Source organism: Deinococcus apachensis DSM 19763, from assembly GCF_000381345.1.
Taxonomy (GTDB): Bacteria; Deinococcota; Deinococci; order Deinococcales; family Deinococcaceae; genus Deinococcus; species Deinococcus apachensis.
Window position 1 is genome coordinate 76,297 of sequence record NZ_KB906399.1, and the last position, 15,236, is coordinate 91,532.

Below are 15,236 nucleotides of genomic sequence, written 5' to 3' on the forward strand. Positions count from 1 at the left end.
GGAAGTCAATGTAAGGCTCATGAGGTGAACTTCAACGGGAACCGGTTCCAAACCAATTCAGAAAAATGATGTTGCTCAAGAAGAGGAAGAAGAAGCAATAGTCCACTGCTCCAGCTGCGCCAGGGGCTTCTTCCCGCTAAAAACACGTGAGAGGGCCGCCGATGGGGGTGGGGGGAGGTGCACTTTCCCGGAAGCACCCTCAAACCAGGTCCAGGTACCGCTCCAGTTCCCAGGGGTGGACGGTCGCGCTGTACTCGCGCCACTCGGCCCGCTTGGCGGCCACGAAATGCTCCATGACGTGTTCGCCCAGCGCCCTGGCGATCACAGGGTCCTTTTCCAGCTCGTCCACCGCCTCGCGCAGGTCGGCGGGCAGTTCGCGGATGCGGTGGTGGCGCTTCTCACGCACGGTCATGCGGAAGATGTTGCGCTGGATGGCGGGGGGCGGCTCCATCTGCCCCTCGATGCCATCGAGCCCCGCCGCCAGGAGCGCGGCCAGCGCCAGGTACGGGTTGCAGGAGGGGTCGGGCATCCGCACCTCGGCGCGGGTGGAGTTGCCGCGCTTGGCGGGAATGCGGATCAGCGCCGTGCGGTTGCTGGTGCTCCAGGCGACATTAACCGGGGCCTCGTAGCCCGGCACCAGCCGCTTGTACGAGTTGACGAGCGGGTTGGTGATTGCCGCCATGCCCTCGGCGTGTTCCAGTATTCCGGCGATGAAGTGCCGGGCGGTGTCCGAGAGGCCGTGTTCACCCTCCGGGTCGGCGAAGGCGTTCTGCCCTTCCCGGAAGAGGCTGAGGTGGCAGTGCATCCCCGAGCCGTTCACCCCCACGATGGGCTTGGGCAGGAAGCTCGCCAGCAGGCCGTACTCCAGCGCCACCCGCTTGACCACGAACTTGAAGGTGGCGATGCGGTCGGCCGTCTCCAGCGCCGGGGCGTAGCGGAAGTCGATCTCGTGCTGTCCGGGCGCGACCTCGTGGTGGGCGGCCTCGATCTCGAAGCCCATCTGCACCAGTTTCCCCGCGATCTCGCGCCGGATGCGCTCGCCCCGGTCCACCGGGGCGAGGTCGAAGTACCCCGCCTTGTCGTGCGTGACCGGGTTCACGCCTCCACCCGCGTCGCGCTCGAACAGGAAGAACTCGGGCTCGGTGCCCACGTACATCTCGAAGCCCTTCTCCCGCGCCCGCTCCACCTGCCGCTTCAGCACGAAGCGCGGGTCGCCCTCGAAGGGCGTGCCGTCCGGCAGGGTTACGTCGCAGATCAGCCGCGCGACCCGGCCCCGGCCCTCGTCCCCCCGGGAGAACTGCGGGTAGATCAGGAAGGTGGAGAGGTCGGGCGAGAGCAGCATGTCGCTCTCCTCGACGCGGGTAAAGCCTTCGACCGCGCTTCCGTCAAAGGTCACGTCGCCGCGCAGGGCTTTCTCGAACTGGGACTGCGGCACCTCTACGTTCTTCGTCGTGCCCAGGATGTCGGTGAATTGCAGCCGCAGGAACTCCACGCCCTCCTGCCGGAGCGTGCCCAGCAGGTCCTGCGCGGTGGGTGGGGGGGGTGGGATCATGGGATGTCAGGGCCTCCGTGCCCCCTGACCGTAGCTGGAAGGGGGGGGGACGCGCAAGCCGTGGCGTTCCGATGGATGCGACTTGTCCTTCGGCTTTTGTCCTTCTTGCCAAAGGGTAGTGGACAATTTGCAGATCTGATATGCAGAAATGGGAGGTGTCCAGCCTATCTGTGCAAGTTGTCGCGGCCGCGTTGACCACCTCTTCCACACGCGCCTATACTCGCGGGAACTGCATGGCGGGGCACAGTTCCGACCACCCGCCCGGAGGGGATGCCTTATGAACCACGATCTGGACGTAATTTCCGCCGCCCGCAACTGGCGGGTCGAGACCTCGCCGCCCGCCTCGCCCGCCCAGGTGGTCGGCGAACTCTTTGCCAGCGACGTGCTGACCCTGGAGGAGCTCAAGAACCGGCTCTCCAAGTCGGCGTACAAGAGCCTGCGGGGCACGGTGGAACGCGGCGAGACCCTGGACCCCGCCATCGCCGACACGGTCGCCCTCGCCATGAAGACCTGGGCGATGGAGAAGGGCGCGACCCACTACACCCACTGGTTCCAGCCCCTGACGGGCGCGACCGCCGAGAAGCACGACTCCTTCGTCTCGCCGAACGGGGACGGCGGGGCCATCGCCACCTTCAGCGGCAAGGAACTCATCCAGGCCGAGCCCGACGCCTCCTCGTTCCCCTCGGGCGGCCTGCGCGCCACCTTCGAGGCCCGCGGCTACACCGCCTGGGACCCCTCAAGCCCGGCCTTCATCATGCGGCACGCGAACGGCGCGACCCTGTGCATCCCCACCGCCTTCGCCTCGTGGACCGGCGAGGCGCTGGACCTCAAGACGCCGCTGCTCAGATCGGTCGAGGCGCTGAACCAGGCGGTGACCCCGGCGCTGCACCTCTTCGGCGCCTCCCTCGGCACCCGGGTGGGCAGCACGCTGGGCGCCGAGCAGGAATACTTCCTGATCGCCGAGGAGTTCTTCTTCCGCCGCCCCGACCTGGTGATGACCGGACGCACCCTCTTCGGCGCGCAGCCCCCGCGCGGGCAGGAGCTGGAGGACCACTACTTCGGCGCGATCCCCGACCGGGTGCTGAGCTTCATGACCGACGCCGAGCAGCAGCTCTACGCGCTGGGCATCCCGGTCAAGACCCGCCACAACGAGGTCGCCCCCGGCCAGTTCGAGATCGCCCCCATCTTCGAGCAGAGCAACGTGGCCGCTGATCACCAGCAGCTCATCATGCAGATCCTGCGGAACACCGCCCGCAAGTACGGCCTGGTCGCCCTGCTGCACGAGAAGCCCTTCGCGGGCGTGAACGGCTCGGGCAAGCACTGCAACTGGAGCATGGGTACCGACGCGGGCGAGAACCTGCTGGAACCCGGCGACACCCCCCACGAGAACCTCCAGTTCCTGTTCTTCTGCGCGGCCGTGGTCAAGGCCGTGGACGAGCACCAGGACCTGCTGCGGATCTCGGTGGCGGCGGCCAACAACGACCACCGCCTGGGCGCGAACGAGGCGCCGCCCGCGATCATCTCCATCTTCCTGGGCAGCGAGCTGACCGAGATCTTCGACCGTCTGGAAAGCGGCCAGGGCGGGCGCGGCGCCGAGGCCGGTCTGCTGGGCCTGGGCTCACCCGTCTTGCCGCCGCTGCCGCGCCACGCCGGGGACCGCAACCGCACCAGCCCCTTCGCCTTCACCGGCAACAAGTTCGAGTTCCGGGCGGTGGGCTCCTCCCAGAGCATCTCCTTCCCGATCACGGTCCTCAACCTGATCGTGGCGGACGCGGTGCAGTCGCTCACGGCCGAGTTGCAGGCCCAACTCAACCGCGGCGCGGGGCTCGACGCGGCGGTCGGCGAGATCGTGAAGACGACGTACAGCAAGCACAAGCGCATCGTGTTCAACGGCGACGGCTACTCTGAGGAGTGGCACCGCGAGGCGGAGCATGAGCGCGGCCTGCTGAACCTGCGGACCAGCCTGGACGCCATTCCGCTCCTGACGAGCCCGGAGAACGTGGAGCTGTTCGGCAAGTTCGGCGTCCTCTCCGAGCGCGAGCTGGCGGCCCGGCAGGAGATCATGTACGACATCTACTTCAAGACGGTGAACATCGAGGGCGAGACGACCGAGTACATCGCCCAGACGATGATCCTGCCCGCCGCCGCCGAGTACCTGGGCGACCTGAGTGCGGTGAAGACGCCCAGCCGCGCCCTGGACGCGACCGCCACCGAGGTCGCTGCACTCACCGACGAGCTGTACGACGCCCTCCAGACCCTGCGCGAGCAGAACCGGGAGACAGGCGGCGAGGAGATCCACGACAAGGCCCACCACGTCCGCGACCACGTGCTGCCCGCGATGAAGCAGGTTCGGCAGGCCGCCGACCGGTTGGAGAAGGTCGTGGCCGACAAGCACTGGCCGCTGCCTACGTACCGGCAACTGCTGTTCGTGAAGTAAAGAGGTCAACGTTCAGAAAGAGAAGGGAGCCGTCCGCGTCCGGACGGCTCCCTTCTCTTTCTGTGGGCTGCCCTCTGATCGCGGACGGCGGGCCGCTGGTAAACTGACCCTGTGTTGAACATGCTGCGTAAACCGTCCGTCACGCCCGCCGAGCTGGAGACCGGGCTGGCCGAGCTGGGGCTCGACGGGTCGCAGCACGTGATCGTCCACGCCAGCCTGAAGTCGTTCGGTCACCTGGAGGGTGGGGCGCGGGCGGTGGTGGACACCCTGACCGCGCGGGCCGCGACAGTGGTGGCCCCGGCCTTCACCTACCACACCCTGCTGCGCCATCCCACGTCGCCCGTCCACGCGCGCTTCCACCGGGACTCGCGGGTCAGCCGCGACATCGGCCGGGTGCCCCAGGAACTCGTGGAGCGGGCGGATGCGGTGCGCTCCTTCCACCCCACCCTGAGCTTCATCGCGCTGGGCGCGGAGGCGGGGCGAGTTACGGCGGCGCAGACCCTTGCCAGCCCCTACGCGCCGGTCGGCGCGCTGTACGACCTGAACGGGTACGCCCTGCTGATGGGCGTGGATTTCGGCAGCAACACGACCATCCACTACGGCGAACATGTCGCCGGAATGCCGCTTCTCACCCGCTACGTGCCGCTGGAGGGTCAGGTGCTGCCCACCGCCTTTCCCAACTGCTCGGCGGATTTCGGGCGCCTGGAACCCTATGTACGGGGGCGGTCCACCCGGGTCGGCAACGCGACGCTACGCCTATACCGGGTGCGCGACCTGGTGGACGGCACCGTGCGGCTGCTGACCGCCGACCCCGAGGCGCTGCTCTGCACCTATCCGGGCTGCCGCTGCCAGGAGGTCCGGCGGATGGTGCGGCAGAACGGGTTGACGCCGCGCCCCCAGACGCCCCAGCCCTCCTGAGAGGCACCTGGACGCTCTACCCTGGCCCCATGACCCTCGCCCTGTACCATCAGTCGCCGACCCTCCTCACCTTCACCGCCACGGTCCTGGACGTGCGTGACGGCGCTGTGGCCCTCGACGCCACGGCCTTTTACCCCGAGGGCGGCGGGCAGAACGGGGACGCGGGCGTGCTGCGTTGGCCGGGCGGCGAGGCCCAGGTCCTCGATACCCGCAAGGACAAGCCGAGCGGTGTGGTCTGGCACGAGGTGGAGGGGACATCGCCCCCGGTCGGCACACCAGTGACGGGCGAGGTGGACGCGGCGCGGCGCTGGCGGCACATGGCGCGGCACTCCGCGGAGCATCTGCTCGCCCAGGCTTTCCTCCGCGTCAACCCCGCCTTCCGGGTGGCGGCGGTCAGCATGCGGAATGCCGAGAGCACCCTCGATCTGGAGGGTGACCCGGCTGAGGCCGACGTGGAAGCCGCCGAGACGCTGCTGCGGGAGACGTTGGCCCGCGGCGACCTCACGCTGGAGACGCCCACCGTCCCCGAGGCGGACCTCCACCTCTACCCCCTGCGGCGGGAGACCAAGGTGCGCGGCGACGTGCGGCTGGTGATCTTTCGCGAGGCGGACGGCACCCCCTTCGACGTGAGCGCCTGCGGCGGCACCCATGTCCCCCGGGCGGGCCAGGTCGCCCCGGTCGTCGTGCTGCGGACCGAGCGCATCCGGTCGGGCCTGACCCGAATCGTGTTCATGGCGGGCGAGGAGGCCGCCGCCTTCCTCACGGGCGTGTACCGGGAGGCCCGCGCTCTGGCCCAGGGCTTCAGCGTGCCGGTTCCCGCCCTCCCTCAGCGGGTCACGGCGTTGGTGGCGGAACGGGACGCCCTCAAGGTCGAGGCAGCGGCCCTGCGCGAGCGGCTGGCCGTGGCCCTCGCGGATGCGGCGCCGCTGGAAGAGGTCTCTGGGGTCCCGCTGCGCTGGCTCACCCTGGACGACGCGGCGCTCCTGCCTGCCGCTCTGGCCGCCACCCCGGCGGGGGAGGTGCGGGGCGCAATCGCCCCGGGCGGACGCTGCGGCATCGGCAGCGGGCGGGTGGATGTGCCCGCCGGGAACCTGCTGGGAGCTGCGCTGAAGGTCACGGGCGGCAAAGGGGGTGGCCGCCCCGCGCTCGCCCAGGGAACGACCGAACGTCCCGGGGAATTCAGGCAGGCTGTTCGCAGCCTGCTGGCGGATGCCTTACAACCCGGTTAAGGCCTTCCTCCCGGCTGCCAGTTGACACTCCCATCACGCGCCGCCCGCTATGCTGTGGGCGCATGAAAAAGAACCTGATGCTGGTGGGCGCCGCGCTCAGCCTGAGCAGTTGCTCCTCCTTGCTGAGCCCGGACCAGCCCGACGTGACGGTGACCGTCATCGGCGTGAACGACTTTCACGGCAACCTGCTGCCCACTGGCTTCTCTGGTGTCAAGATCCCCGATCCCGCCGACCCCACCAAGCAGATCAACCTGCCCGCGGGCGGTATCGAGGCCATCGGCGGCGTCCTCGCCCAGGCCCGCAGGGACAACCCCAACACGGTCTTCGTGGGCGTGGGCGACATGACGGGGGCCAGCCCCCTCATCAGCGCCCTGCTGCGCGATGAGCCCACCATTGACGCCCTGACCCAGCTCGGCATGCAGGTCAACGTGGTCGGCAACCACGAGTTCGACAACGGCATCCAGGAACTCCTGCGCTTCCAGAAGGGCGGCTGCGACAGCAACGCGCCCGAGCGGGCCTGCAAGTACGAGAACACCTTCCCCGGCGCTGGATACACCTACATCGCGTCGAATGTCATCGACGAGAAGACCGGCCAGCGCGTCTTTCCCGCCTACAAGATCGTGAACGTCGGCCCGGCGCGCATCGCCTTTGTGGGCGCGGTCCTCAAGGACACCCCAACCGTCGTGACCCCCTCGGGCGTGGCGGGCCTGCGCTTCGAGGACGAGGTGGCGTCCATCAACTCGGTCATCCCGCAGATCAAGCGCGGCGGGGCCGACGCGATCATCGCACTCGTCCACCAGGGCGGCGCGAGCAAGGATGGCTTCGACATCACCGACTGCAAGACCCTGACGGGGGACATCGTGAACATCGCCAAGGGGCTCGACCCGGCGATCAGCGTCGTGATGACCGGCCACACGCATAGGGGCTACAACTGCCTCGTGCCCGACCCCAGCGGCAAGGAGCGCGTGGTCATCCAGGGCGACGCCTACGGCCACCTGCTCCAGCGCCTCGACCTCAAGATCAGCCTTCAGAAGGACCAGGTGCTGTCCGTCAAGGCCCAGAACGTCGTTGTCGATGCCAAGAATGGACCCAAGGACCCGGCCATGACCGCCATCGTCCAGAAGGCCAAGGCCCTCACCGACCCGGTGGCGCAGCAGACCATCGCCACCCTGGGCGCCGAGCAGATCACCCGCGCGCAGAACGCGGCGGGCGAGAGTGCCCTGGGCGACGTGATCGCCGACTCGCAGCTCGCGGCCACCCGCGCCCCCGAGAAGGGCGGCGCCGTGATCGCCTTCATGAACCCCGGTGGCATCCGCGCCGACCTGCCCGTGAACCTGCCCAATCCGCAGCGTAAGGTGACCTACGGGGACGCCTTCACCGTGCAGCCCTTCGGCAACATCCTGACGGTGATCACCCTGACAGGCGCGCAGATCAAGGCGGTGCTGGAGCAGCAGTTCGGCAACCCGTCGGCGACCGACAACCGCATCCTCCAGGTCAGCGAGGGTTTTACCTACACCTGGGACAACAGCAAGCCCAAGGGGGAGAAGGTCAGCAACATCGCCCTGAACGGCCAGCCCCTCGATCCCGCCGCCTCTTACCGCGTCACGGTGAACAACTTCCTGGCCGATGGTGGCGACAACTTCACGGCGTTCACGCAGGGCACGAACCGCCTGGGCGGTGACGTGGACCTCGACGCGTTCGTGGCCTACCTGAAGTCGAAGACGGTCACGCCGGGGCCGAAAAATCGCATCACCCGCCTGAACTGAGGTCGGGTGTCAACCGGGGAGGGAGCCTAAGCGCGCCCCTCCCCGGCGCCTATTTCTGGAGCAGGGCCGTGAGCTGCCGCCGGATGGCATCCAGGACAGGCGCGCTTTTCAGGCAGGCCGCGAGCGCGCGGGTGGCGTGGTGTTCGCTGCCGGTCATCGCCTCACTCAGATGCGCCGAGACGGTGGGATGCAGCCGCCCCGCCCGGTACAGCGCCGAGTCGAGCAGGTCGTCCACCGGCAGCCGGGTGTGCCGCTCGCCGTCGGGGGTGACCGTCTCGATCACCGCCCGGCCCCGCTCGTCCGCGACAAGGTGGGCGTGTAGGGGCCGCCCGGCATGGCGCGTGATCTGCTCGACGGTGGGGATCAGCGCATTCACCAGGTTCACAGCGAGGCTGAGGCCCAGCAGGTGCGCCCGGGCCACATCCAGCTCGCCACTTCCCAAGGTCTGCGCGAGGCGCCGGGCCAGGCGTTCGCCCTCGGCATGGAGCAGGGACTGGGGGTCGTCCTCGTGGGCAGCTCGCGTCACGCCTCAGGCTAGCGCGTGGGTGGCAGCCCTCTTTCTCAAAATCTTCTCTGCGCGCCTATCACCCTCGTCCCCAGGGAGCGCCTAGCCTGCGGGCATGGAAGGCAATCTGGGGGGCTTTTTCACGCAGTTCGAGGCGGTGGTGGGCCTCATCACGCGGTATCTGGCGACGGGGGTGGAGGGAGCCTCCGGCATCATCGTGGGGCTCGCGGTGATCGAGGCGGTGTGGCGCTCGTTGGCCCTGTTCTTCGTGCAGCACGAACGCCCCGAGTCGCTGAAAGAGGCCATCCGGCTCCGCCTGGGCCGCTGGCTCTCGGTCGTGCTGGAATTCCTGCTGGCCGCCGACATCCTGCGGACGGCCGTGGCGCCGAACTGGAACGACATCGGCAAGCTGGCAGCCATCGCGGCCATCCGAACGGCGCTGAACTACTTCCTGGGCCGGGAGGTGCGCGAGACCGAGCAGCAGACCGCCGACGCCAGGATCACCCACCCCATCCGCCAGGAACAGGGCCAGCAGTAGGAGTGGAAGGTGCTCCCCCTGCTGCGTCTGCTCGTGGAACTGGTCACCAACCTGGTCCTCTTCGGGTATATCGTCGCCGCGCTGCTGACCCTAATTCGGGGAGGGGGTATACCCCGCGCCCGGCTCCTCGTTGTGGACGGCATCCTGTTCGCGCTGAACCTCAAGGTCGTGGCCACCCTGCTGCGGACGATGGAGATCACCACCTGGAACCAGATCGGCCTGTTCGCCGCCGTGTTCGTGCTGAGAGCCGTCCTCAAGCGCGTCACGACCTGGGAGCGCCGGGAATTGCGGCAGGGCCACGGCTGAGCCCCCCAGTCCTGTCTGGGCAGGTTCGATTTTCGCCGTCTCTCCCGCCACACGGGCGGAAGAAGAGCATGGCACCGTAGTGTAATCTCAGCGGGTATGAACGTCATCGGCCAGGTCACCGTGCTCCCCCAGCTTCCCGAGGCTACCTCGCGGCTGTCCGAACTCGCCTACAACCTCTACTGGTCGTGGACGCCGCACGCCCAAGCGCTGTACCGGGACCTCGATCCCGAAATTTGGGAGCGCTTCCAGCACAACCCGGTGCGCGTGCTGCTGGAGGTGTCGCAGGACCGCCTGGAGCAGGCAGCGGCCGATCCCGATTACCTGGGGCGCTACAAGCAGGTGTTGGCCGATTTCGACGCCTACATGGGGAAGAAGGACACCTGGGCGAGCAAGAATGCTTCCGCCCTCGGTCCCGTCGCCTACTTCAGCATGGAGTACGGCTTCCACGAATCGCTGCCGATCTACAGCGGTGGCCTGGGCGTGCTGGCGGGCGACCACTGCAAGAGTGCGTCCGACCTGGGCCTGCCCTTCACGGCGGTCGGGATGCTGTTCCACCAGGGCTACTTCCGCCAGCTCTTCAACAAGGACGGCTGGCAGGAGGAGGCCTATGACGAACTCGACCTGACCACGTTGCCGATCAAGCCCGCGCTGACCGCCGGGGGCGAGGAGGCCCGGGTAAGCGTGCAGATCGGGAACCGCGAGGTCCACGTGCGGGTGTGGGACCTGCGTGTGGGCCGCATCCGGGTCCTCCTCCTCGACGCCAACGTACCTGAGAATTCCGAAGAGGACCGTAAACTCACCGCGCGGCTGTACGGTGGCAACCAGGAACTTCGCGTGCAGCAGTACGTGCTGCTGGGGGTGGCGGGCATCCGGGCGCTGCGCGCGCTGAACGTCTCCGCGCAGGTCTACCACATGAACGAGGGCCACGCCGCCCTGCTCGGCCTGGAGCGTATCCGCGAACTCGTGGAGACGGGGCTCGACTTCCGCACCGCCACCGAGACGGTCGCCAGCTCCACCCTGTTCACCACCCACACGCCCGTGCCCGCCGGGAACGACGCCTTCGCGTACGACCTGATGGACCGTTACCTGGGCCGCTGGCCTGCCCTGCTGCACGCCTCGCGCGAGGAGCTGTATGCTCTCGCCCGTCACGACCAGTTCTGGGACGGCCACTGGGTCCCCACCTTCTCCATGACCGTGTTCGCCCTGAACATGAGCCGCGCGGCGAACGGCGTCTCGGAGCTCCACGGCAAGGTCAGCCGTGACATGTGGAAGTTCCTGTACGAGGGCGCCGAGGCGGGGGAGGTGCCCATCGGCCACGTCACGAACGGGGCGCACAACCTCACCTTCACCTCGCAGCCCATGCGCGATCTGCTGGGCACGGTCCTGCCCGGGGACTGGACCGAGCGGCTGGAGGACGAGGAGATGTGGAAGGCCGTCGAGGAACTTTCCGACGCCCAACTCGCGGACGTGCAGCTCGACATGAAGCGCGAGATGATCGAGTTCGTGCGCCGCCGACTGCGCGAGCAACTGACCCGCAACGGGGCGAGCGCCGCCGAAGTGGCGGCCACCGACGGCGTGCTCTCCGAGAACGCGCTGACCATCGGCTTCGCCCGCCGCTTCGCCACCTACAAGCGCGCGACCCTGCTCTTCCGCGACAAGGCCCGCCTCAGCCGCATCGTGAATGACCCGCAGCGCCCCGTGCAGTTCGTGTTCGCGGGCAAGGCGCACCCCGCCGACAATCCCGGCAAGGCCTTTATCCAGGAGATCTACCGCGTTAGCCAGGAACCCGAGTTCCGCGGCAAGATCGTGATTCTAGAGAACTACGACATGAACGTGGCCCGCCACCTCGTTCAGGGCGTGGATATCTGGCTGAACAACCCCCGCCGCCCTCTGGAGGCCTCCGGCACGAGCGGCATGAAGGCCAGCTTCAACGGCTCACCCAACTTCAGCATCCTTGACGGCTGGTGGCGTGAGGGGTATGACGGCACGAACGGCTGGCCCATCGGCGAGGAGCGTGAGTACGCCGACCTGAACACGCAGGATGACGCGGACGCCTTCAGCATGTACTCGACTCTCGAAACCCAGATCGTGCCCCTGTACTACGCCCCGCCCCAGCCCGACGCCGAGGGCCGTAGCGGCTGGCGGCAGGTCGTGCGCCGGGCCATCGAGACCGTCAGCCCACGCTTCTCCATGCAGCGTCAGGTCATTGATTATGTCAATCAGTACTACCTGCCCCTGACCGAGCGCGGCGCAGCCCTGGCGAAGGACGGCAGTCAGCGCGCCCGGGAGATCGCGGGCTGGAAGAGCTGGGTGCGCCAGCAGTGGCCCCACACCAGCCTCCAGGCCAGCGCCCACCTGCCCGCCACTGCCCGCCCCGGCGAACGCGTCGAGGTGCAGGCGACCGTGAACCCGGCAGGCATCAAGCCCGAGGAATTGCGCGTCGAGGCGGTGCTGAAGCGCGGTGACCAGTTCACCCGCGTGCCCCTCGCCCCCCGGGGGAACGGCCACTACAGCGCCCAGGTCCCTCTGGAGGACAGCGGCCTGTACTCGGTGGGTGTGCGGATGCTCCCCGAGATCGAGGGCCTGAGCAACGACCTGGAGGCGGGCCTGATCAAGTGGGCATGAAGAGGCTCTGAGGGGTGATGGGGAAGGAGGAGCTGCGGCCGACGCTTCAGCTCCTCCTGTCTTGTTCATGGCTCACCCTTCGTGGCTCCGAGCCCCATAATGCCCCCCGTGCGCCGCGTCCTGCCCCCATCCATACCCCCTATTCCGGCGCTCCTCCTCTCCATGCTGAGCATCCAGGGCGGTGCGGCTTTCGCCAAGACGCTTTTTCCCACGTTGGGGGCGGCGGGCACCACAGCGCTGCGAGTGACGCTCGCGGCGGCCCTGCTGAGCCTGGTCTTTCGCCCCAATCTACGCGCCCTGACTCCGGCGGCGTGGCGGGCCGTCCTGCCTTACGGCGCCGCACTCGGTCTGATGAATCTTTCCTTCTACCTCTCCCTGACGCGGCTGCCGCTGGGTCTGGCCGTCACGCTGGAGTTCGTGGGGCCGCTCGTGCTGTCCCTCGCGCTCTCCCGCCGGATGCAGGATTTGCTCTGGGTCGCCCTCGCCGCCCTTGGCATCGTCCTCATCGCGCCGCACGGTGGGGGAGAGGGGCGCCTCGACCTCCTCGGCGCCGCGCTCGCCCTGACCGCTGGGGCCTTCTGGGCGCTCTACATCCTGGCGGGGGGGAAGTTGGGGAGGCGGGTGCCGGGTGTGACCGGGGTGGTTGCGGGGATGATCGTGGCGGCGGTGGTCACCCTGCCCTTCGGCCTCCTGACAGCGGGAGTCACCCTGCTCGCCCCCACCGCCCTCCTCACGGGCCTGGCCGTCGCCGTCCTCTCCAGTGCCCTGCCCTACAGCCTGGAGATGGCCGCCCTGCGCGCCCTCCCCGCCCGCGTCTTCGGCGTGCTGATGAGCCTGGAACCCGCCATTGCCGCCCTGAGCGGCCTGCTCTTCCTGCACGAGCGCCTGTCCGCCCTGCAGTGGCTCGCCATGCTCTGCGTGATCGCCGCCAGCGCGGGCATCAGCCTGAGCGGTGATCGGGCGGTGGTGGAGGCGGAACCGGCGAACTGATGTCCCGCTGCCGCCGCACAGCAGGCAGACGAACGGTCGGGCGAACCTGGTGCTAGACCTTCAGGGGTTCAAGTGACAGGGCCGGGGCCGTCTCTTCCGTAGTGGGCAACCTGAAGCGTTCGCGCAGGAAGCGGCCCTGCGTGAGCACGCGGTCGGCGGCCACGTGGTCGAGGCGCAGCGCGTCCTCCACCCCCTGGCGGATCAGTTCCAGCTGTTCGGTCAGGAGAGTTTCGGGGTTCAGGCCCTGGGCGTTCAGCTGTTGCCGGGCGCCGTCCTTCAGCTCCAGGTAGGCGCGGAGCGTCTCGGGAAGGTACTCGGCCTGGGCCTGCCGGAGCAGGTAGCTGCTGCGGGCGTCGAGCGAGGTGGGTGCGTCGGCCAGCTGGGAGAGCAGGGCCAACGCCATGCTCCGCTGCGGCTCCGGCAGGCGTAGCGCCAGTACGGGCGCCGCATTCGGGTCGGCGGGAGCCGGGGCTGGCAGCGGGAGCGGCCGCTGCGCCTCCGCCAGCAGGCGCTTCTCCCGCAGCACCTGAACTTTGTGTCTGCCCGAGACGTGGATGATCCCCATCACGCCCCCGAAGATGCTGCCGAACACCGCCACGATGATGAACACTGCTTCCACGCGCTCTCCTCCTTAAAGGCCCCGGCCGACCGTGACCGGCTCTCATTTCAACACAGAAAGGCCGGGGCACCCGCTCCCCGGCCTCCGGCTCCGGACCTTCAGTCCTGCACGGGCATGCTCGCCGTAATGGCCGGGTCCACTCCGTCCTCGAACCGCTTGAAATTCTCGCGGAACATCCCCGCCAGTTTGCGCGCGGTGCGGTCGTAGGCGTCCTTATCCGCCCAGGCACCGCGCGGGTTCAGGACTTCGGCGGGCACCCCCGGAACCTCGGTCGGAATCTCCAGGCCGAAGAAGGGTTCGCGCTCGAAGGTCACGTCGTCGAGTTCGCCGGAGAGGGCCGCGTTGATCAGTCGCCGGGTGTGGGCGATGCTCATTCTCTTGCCCTGGCCGTATTGCCCGCCGGTCCAGCCGGTGTTCACCAGCCACACCCGGGCGCCGCTCTCCCGCACCTTCTGTGCCAGCAGACGGGCGTACTCTCCGGGGTGCCGGGGCATGAAGGGGGCGCCGAAGCAGGTGGAGAAGGTGGGCTGCGGCTCGGTGACGCCCTGCTCGGTGCCGGGAATCTTGGCGGTGAAGCCGCTGATGAACTGGTACATCATCTGCTCGGGGGTCAGGCGGCTCAGCGGAGGCAACACCCCGAAGGCGTCGGCGGTCAGGAACACGACGTTCCTCGGGTGTCCGGCGCGGCCCTCCTCGACGATGTTGTCGATCTCGGTGATCGGGTAGGCGCTGCGGGTGTTCTCGGTCAGGGAGCCGTCGTCCAGGTCGGGCATCCCGCCCCCGTCCAGCACCACGTTCTCCAGCACCGTGCCGTACGTCCGTGTGGTGCGGTAGATGGCGGGCTCGGCCTCGGCGTTCAGGTTGATCACCTTGGCGTAGCAGCCGCCCTCAAAGTTGAAGATGCCCGTGTCGGTCCAACCGTGCTCGTCGTCGCCAATGAGTTTCCGCTCGGGATCGGCACTCAGGGTCGTCTTGCCCGTGCCGCTCAGGCCGAAGAAGAGGGCCACGTCGCCGCCCCTGCCCACGTTCGCCGAGCAGTGCATGGGCATCACGCCCTGCTCGGGAAGCAGGAAGTTCAGCACGCCGAAGATGCCCTTCTTGTTCTCGCCCGCGTACTGGGTGCCCCCCACGATGATCATTCGCCGGGTGAAGTTCACCAGGATGAAGGTCTCGCTCCTCACGCCGTCGGTCGCCGGGTCCGCCTTGAAGGACGGAATGTTGAGCACCGTCCAGTCGGGCCGGAAGTCCTCGCGCTCCTCCGGGGTGGGCCGCACGAACATATTGCGGACGAAGAGCGAGTGGTAGGCCATCTCGGTCACCACCCGCACCCCGATGCGGTAGCGGGGATCGGTGCCCGCGAACACGTCCTGCACGAACAGTTCGCGCCCCTCGGCATAGGAGGTCATCCTGGCGAGCAGGCGGTCGAAGACCTCGGGGCTGATGGGCGTGTTGAAACCGCCCCACCACACGCTCTCCCGCGTCAGGTCGTCCTTGACGATGAAGCGGTCCTTGGGGCTGCGGCCGGTCTTGTCGGTGCGGACCGTGAGGGGACCGCAGGCGGCCTGCTCGCCCTCGCCCCGGCGAATGGCCGCCGCGTACAGCTCGTCCACGCCGGGGTTGTGATGGATGGTCGCGTCGGTGATACCGAGGTTTTGCAGCAGCGGAGTCTGGGTCAGGCTCATGGCGGGTTCCTTTCGGTCTCGGGCAGTCCCGGGGGTGGGGGACGGAATGTCTGAATATTCGCATTCATC

At 68.2% G+C, this 15,236-nt stretch carries 12 protein-coding genes; 8 read left to right on the top strand and 4 right to left on the bottom strand.

The window, feature by feature from the left end; genetic code table 11:
* Window positions 1–199 precede the first annotated feature (199 nt).
* Window positions 200–1,552 (bottom strand): type I glutamate--ammonia ligase, encoded by a 1,353-nt coding sequence (gene glnA, locus F784_RS0104895; RefSeq protein ID WP_019585592.1) that lies wholly within the window; start codon window positions 1,550–1,552, stop codon window positions 200–202.
* A 277-nt stretch (window positions 1,553–1,829) separates the two neighbouring features.
* Here glnA and F784_RS0104900 point away from each other — a divergent pair, with 277 nt between their 5' ends.
* The 4 genes from F784_RS0104900 (at window position 1,830) to F784_RS0104915 (ending at window position 7,902) form a co-directional block, all read left to right on the top strand.
* Window positions 1,830–3,989, top strand: coding sequence for a glutamine synthetase III family protein (locus tag F784_RS0104900; protein WP_019585593.1), 2,160 nt, complete (start codon window positions 1,830–1,832; stop codon window positions 3,987–3,989).
* A 111-nt stretch (window positions 3,990–4,100) separates the two neighbouring features.
* A complete protein-coding gene (locus F784_RS0104905; RefSeq protein ID WP_026332278.1) occupies window positions 4,101–4,907 on the top strand; it encodes an AAC(3) family N-acetyltransferase in 807 nt (268 codons plus the stop codon).
* Window positions 4,908–4,936: 29 nt separating this feature from the next.
* On the top strand, window positions 4,937–6,136 hold the full coding sequence (locus F784_RS0104910; RefSeq protein WP_019585595.1) for an alanyl-tRNA editing protein: 1,200 nt from the start codon (window positions 4,937–4,939) through the stop codon (window positions 6,134–6,136).
* Between the two features lie 62 nt (window positions 6,137–6,198).
* On the top strand, window positions 6,199–7,902 hold the full coding sequence (locus F784_RS0104915; RefSeq protein ID WP_019585596.1) for a bifunctional metallophosphatase/5'-nucleotidase: 1,704 nt from the start codon (window positions 6,199–6,201) through the stop codon (window positions 7,900–7,902).
* A gap of 49 nt (window positions 7,903–7,951) precedes the next feature.
* Here the strand turns inward: F784_RS0104915 and F784_RS0104920 are convergent, their stop codons facing one another.
* Window positions 7,952–8,428 (bottom strand): hypothetical protein, encoded by a 477-nt coding sequence (locus tag F784_RS0104920; protein ID WP_019585597.1) that lies wholly within the window; start codon window positions 8,426–8,428, stop codon window positions 7,952–7,954.
* A gap of 94 nt (window positions 8,429–8,522) precedes the next feature.
* Here F784_RS0104920 and F784_RS0104925 point away from each other — a divergent pair, with 94 nt between their 5' ends.
* The 4 genes from F784_RS0104925 (at window position 8,523) to F784_RS0104940 (ending at window position 12,866) form a co-directional block, all read left to right on the top strand.
* Window positions 8,523–8,945, top strand: a complete 423-nt coding sequence (locus F784_RS0104925; protein WP_019585598.1) for a DUF1622 domain-containing protein — start codon at window positions 8,523–8,525, stop codon at window positions 8,943–8,945.
* A 9-nt stretch (window positions 8,946–8,954) separates the two neighbouring features.
* Window positions 8,955–9,251 carry a DUF1622 domain-containing protein gene (locus F784_RS0104930; RefSeq protein WP_019585599.1) on the top strand — a complete coding sequence of 99 codons (297 nt, stop codon included), beginning with the start codon at window positions 8,955–8,957 and terminating at the stop codon, window positions 9,249–9,251.
* A 96-nt stretch (window positions 9,252–9,347) separates the two neighbouring features.
* Window positions 9,348–11,876 carry a glycosyltransferase family 1 protein gene (locus tag F784_RS0104935; protein ID WP_019585600.1) on the top strand — a complete coding sequence of 843 codons (2,529 nt, stop codon included), beginning with the start codon at window positions 9,348–9,350 and terminating at the stop codon, window positions 11,874–11,876.
* 99 nt (window positions 11,877–11,975) lie between these two features.
* Window positions 11,976–12,866 carry an EamA family transporter gene (locus F784_RS0104940; RefSeq protein ID WP_026332279.1) on the top strand — a complete coding sequence of 297 codons (891 nt, stop codon included), beginning with the start codon at window positions 11,976–11,978 and terminating at the stop codon, window positions 12,864–12,866.
* 52 nt (window positions 12,867–12,918) lie between these two features.
* Here the strand turns inward: F784_RS0104940 and F784_RS22340 are convergent, their stop codons facing one another.
* Both F784_RS22340 and pckA read right to left on the bottom strand, forming a co-directional pair.
* The gene (locus F784_RS22340) at window positions 12,919–13,485 is read right to left on the bottom strand and encodes a hypothetical protein (protein ID WP_019585602.1); all 567 of its coding nucleotides are present in this window, start codon (window positions 13,483–13,485) and stop codon (window positions 12,919–12,921) included.
* Window positions 13,486–13,583: 98 nt separating this feature from the next.
* Window positions 13,584–15,167 carry a phosphoenolpyruvate carboxykinase (ATP) gene (gene pckA, locus F784_RS0104950; RefSeq protein WP_019585603.1) on the bottom strand — a complete coding sequence of 528 codons (1,584 nt, stop codon included), beginning with the start codon at window positions 15,165–15,167 and terminating at the stop codon, window positions 13,584–13,586.
* Window positions 15,168–15,236: the final 69 nt, after the last annotated feature.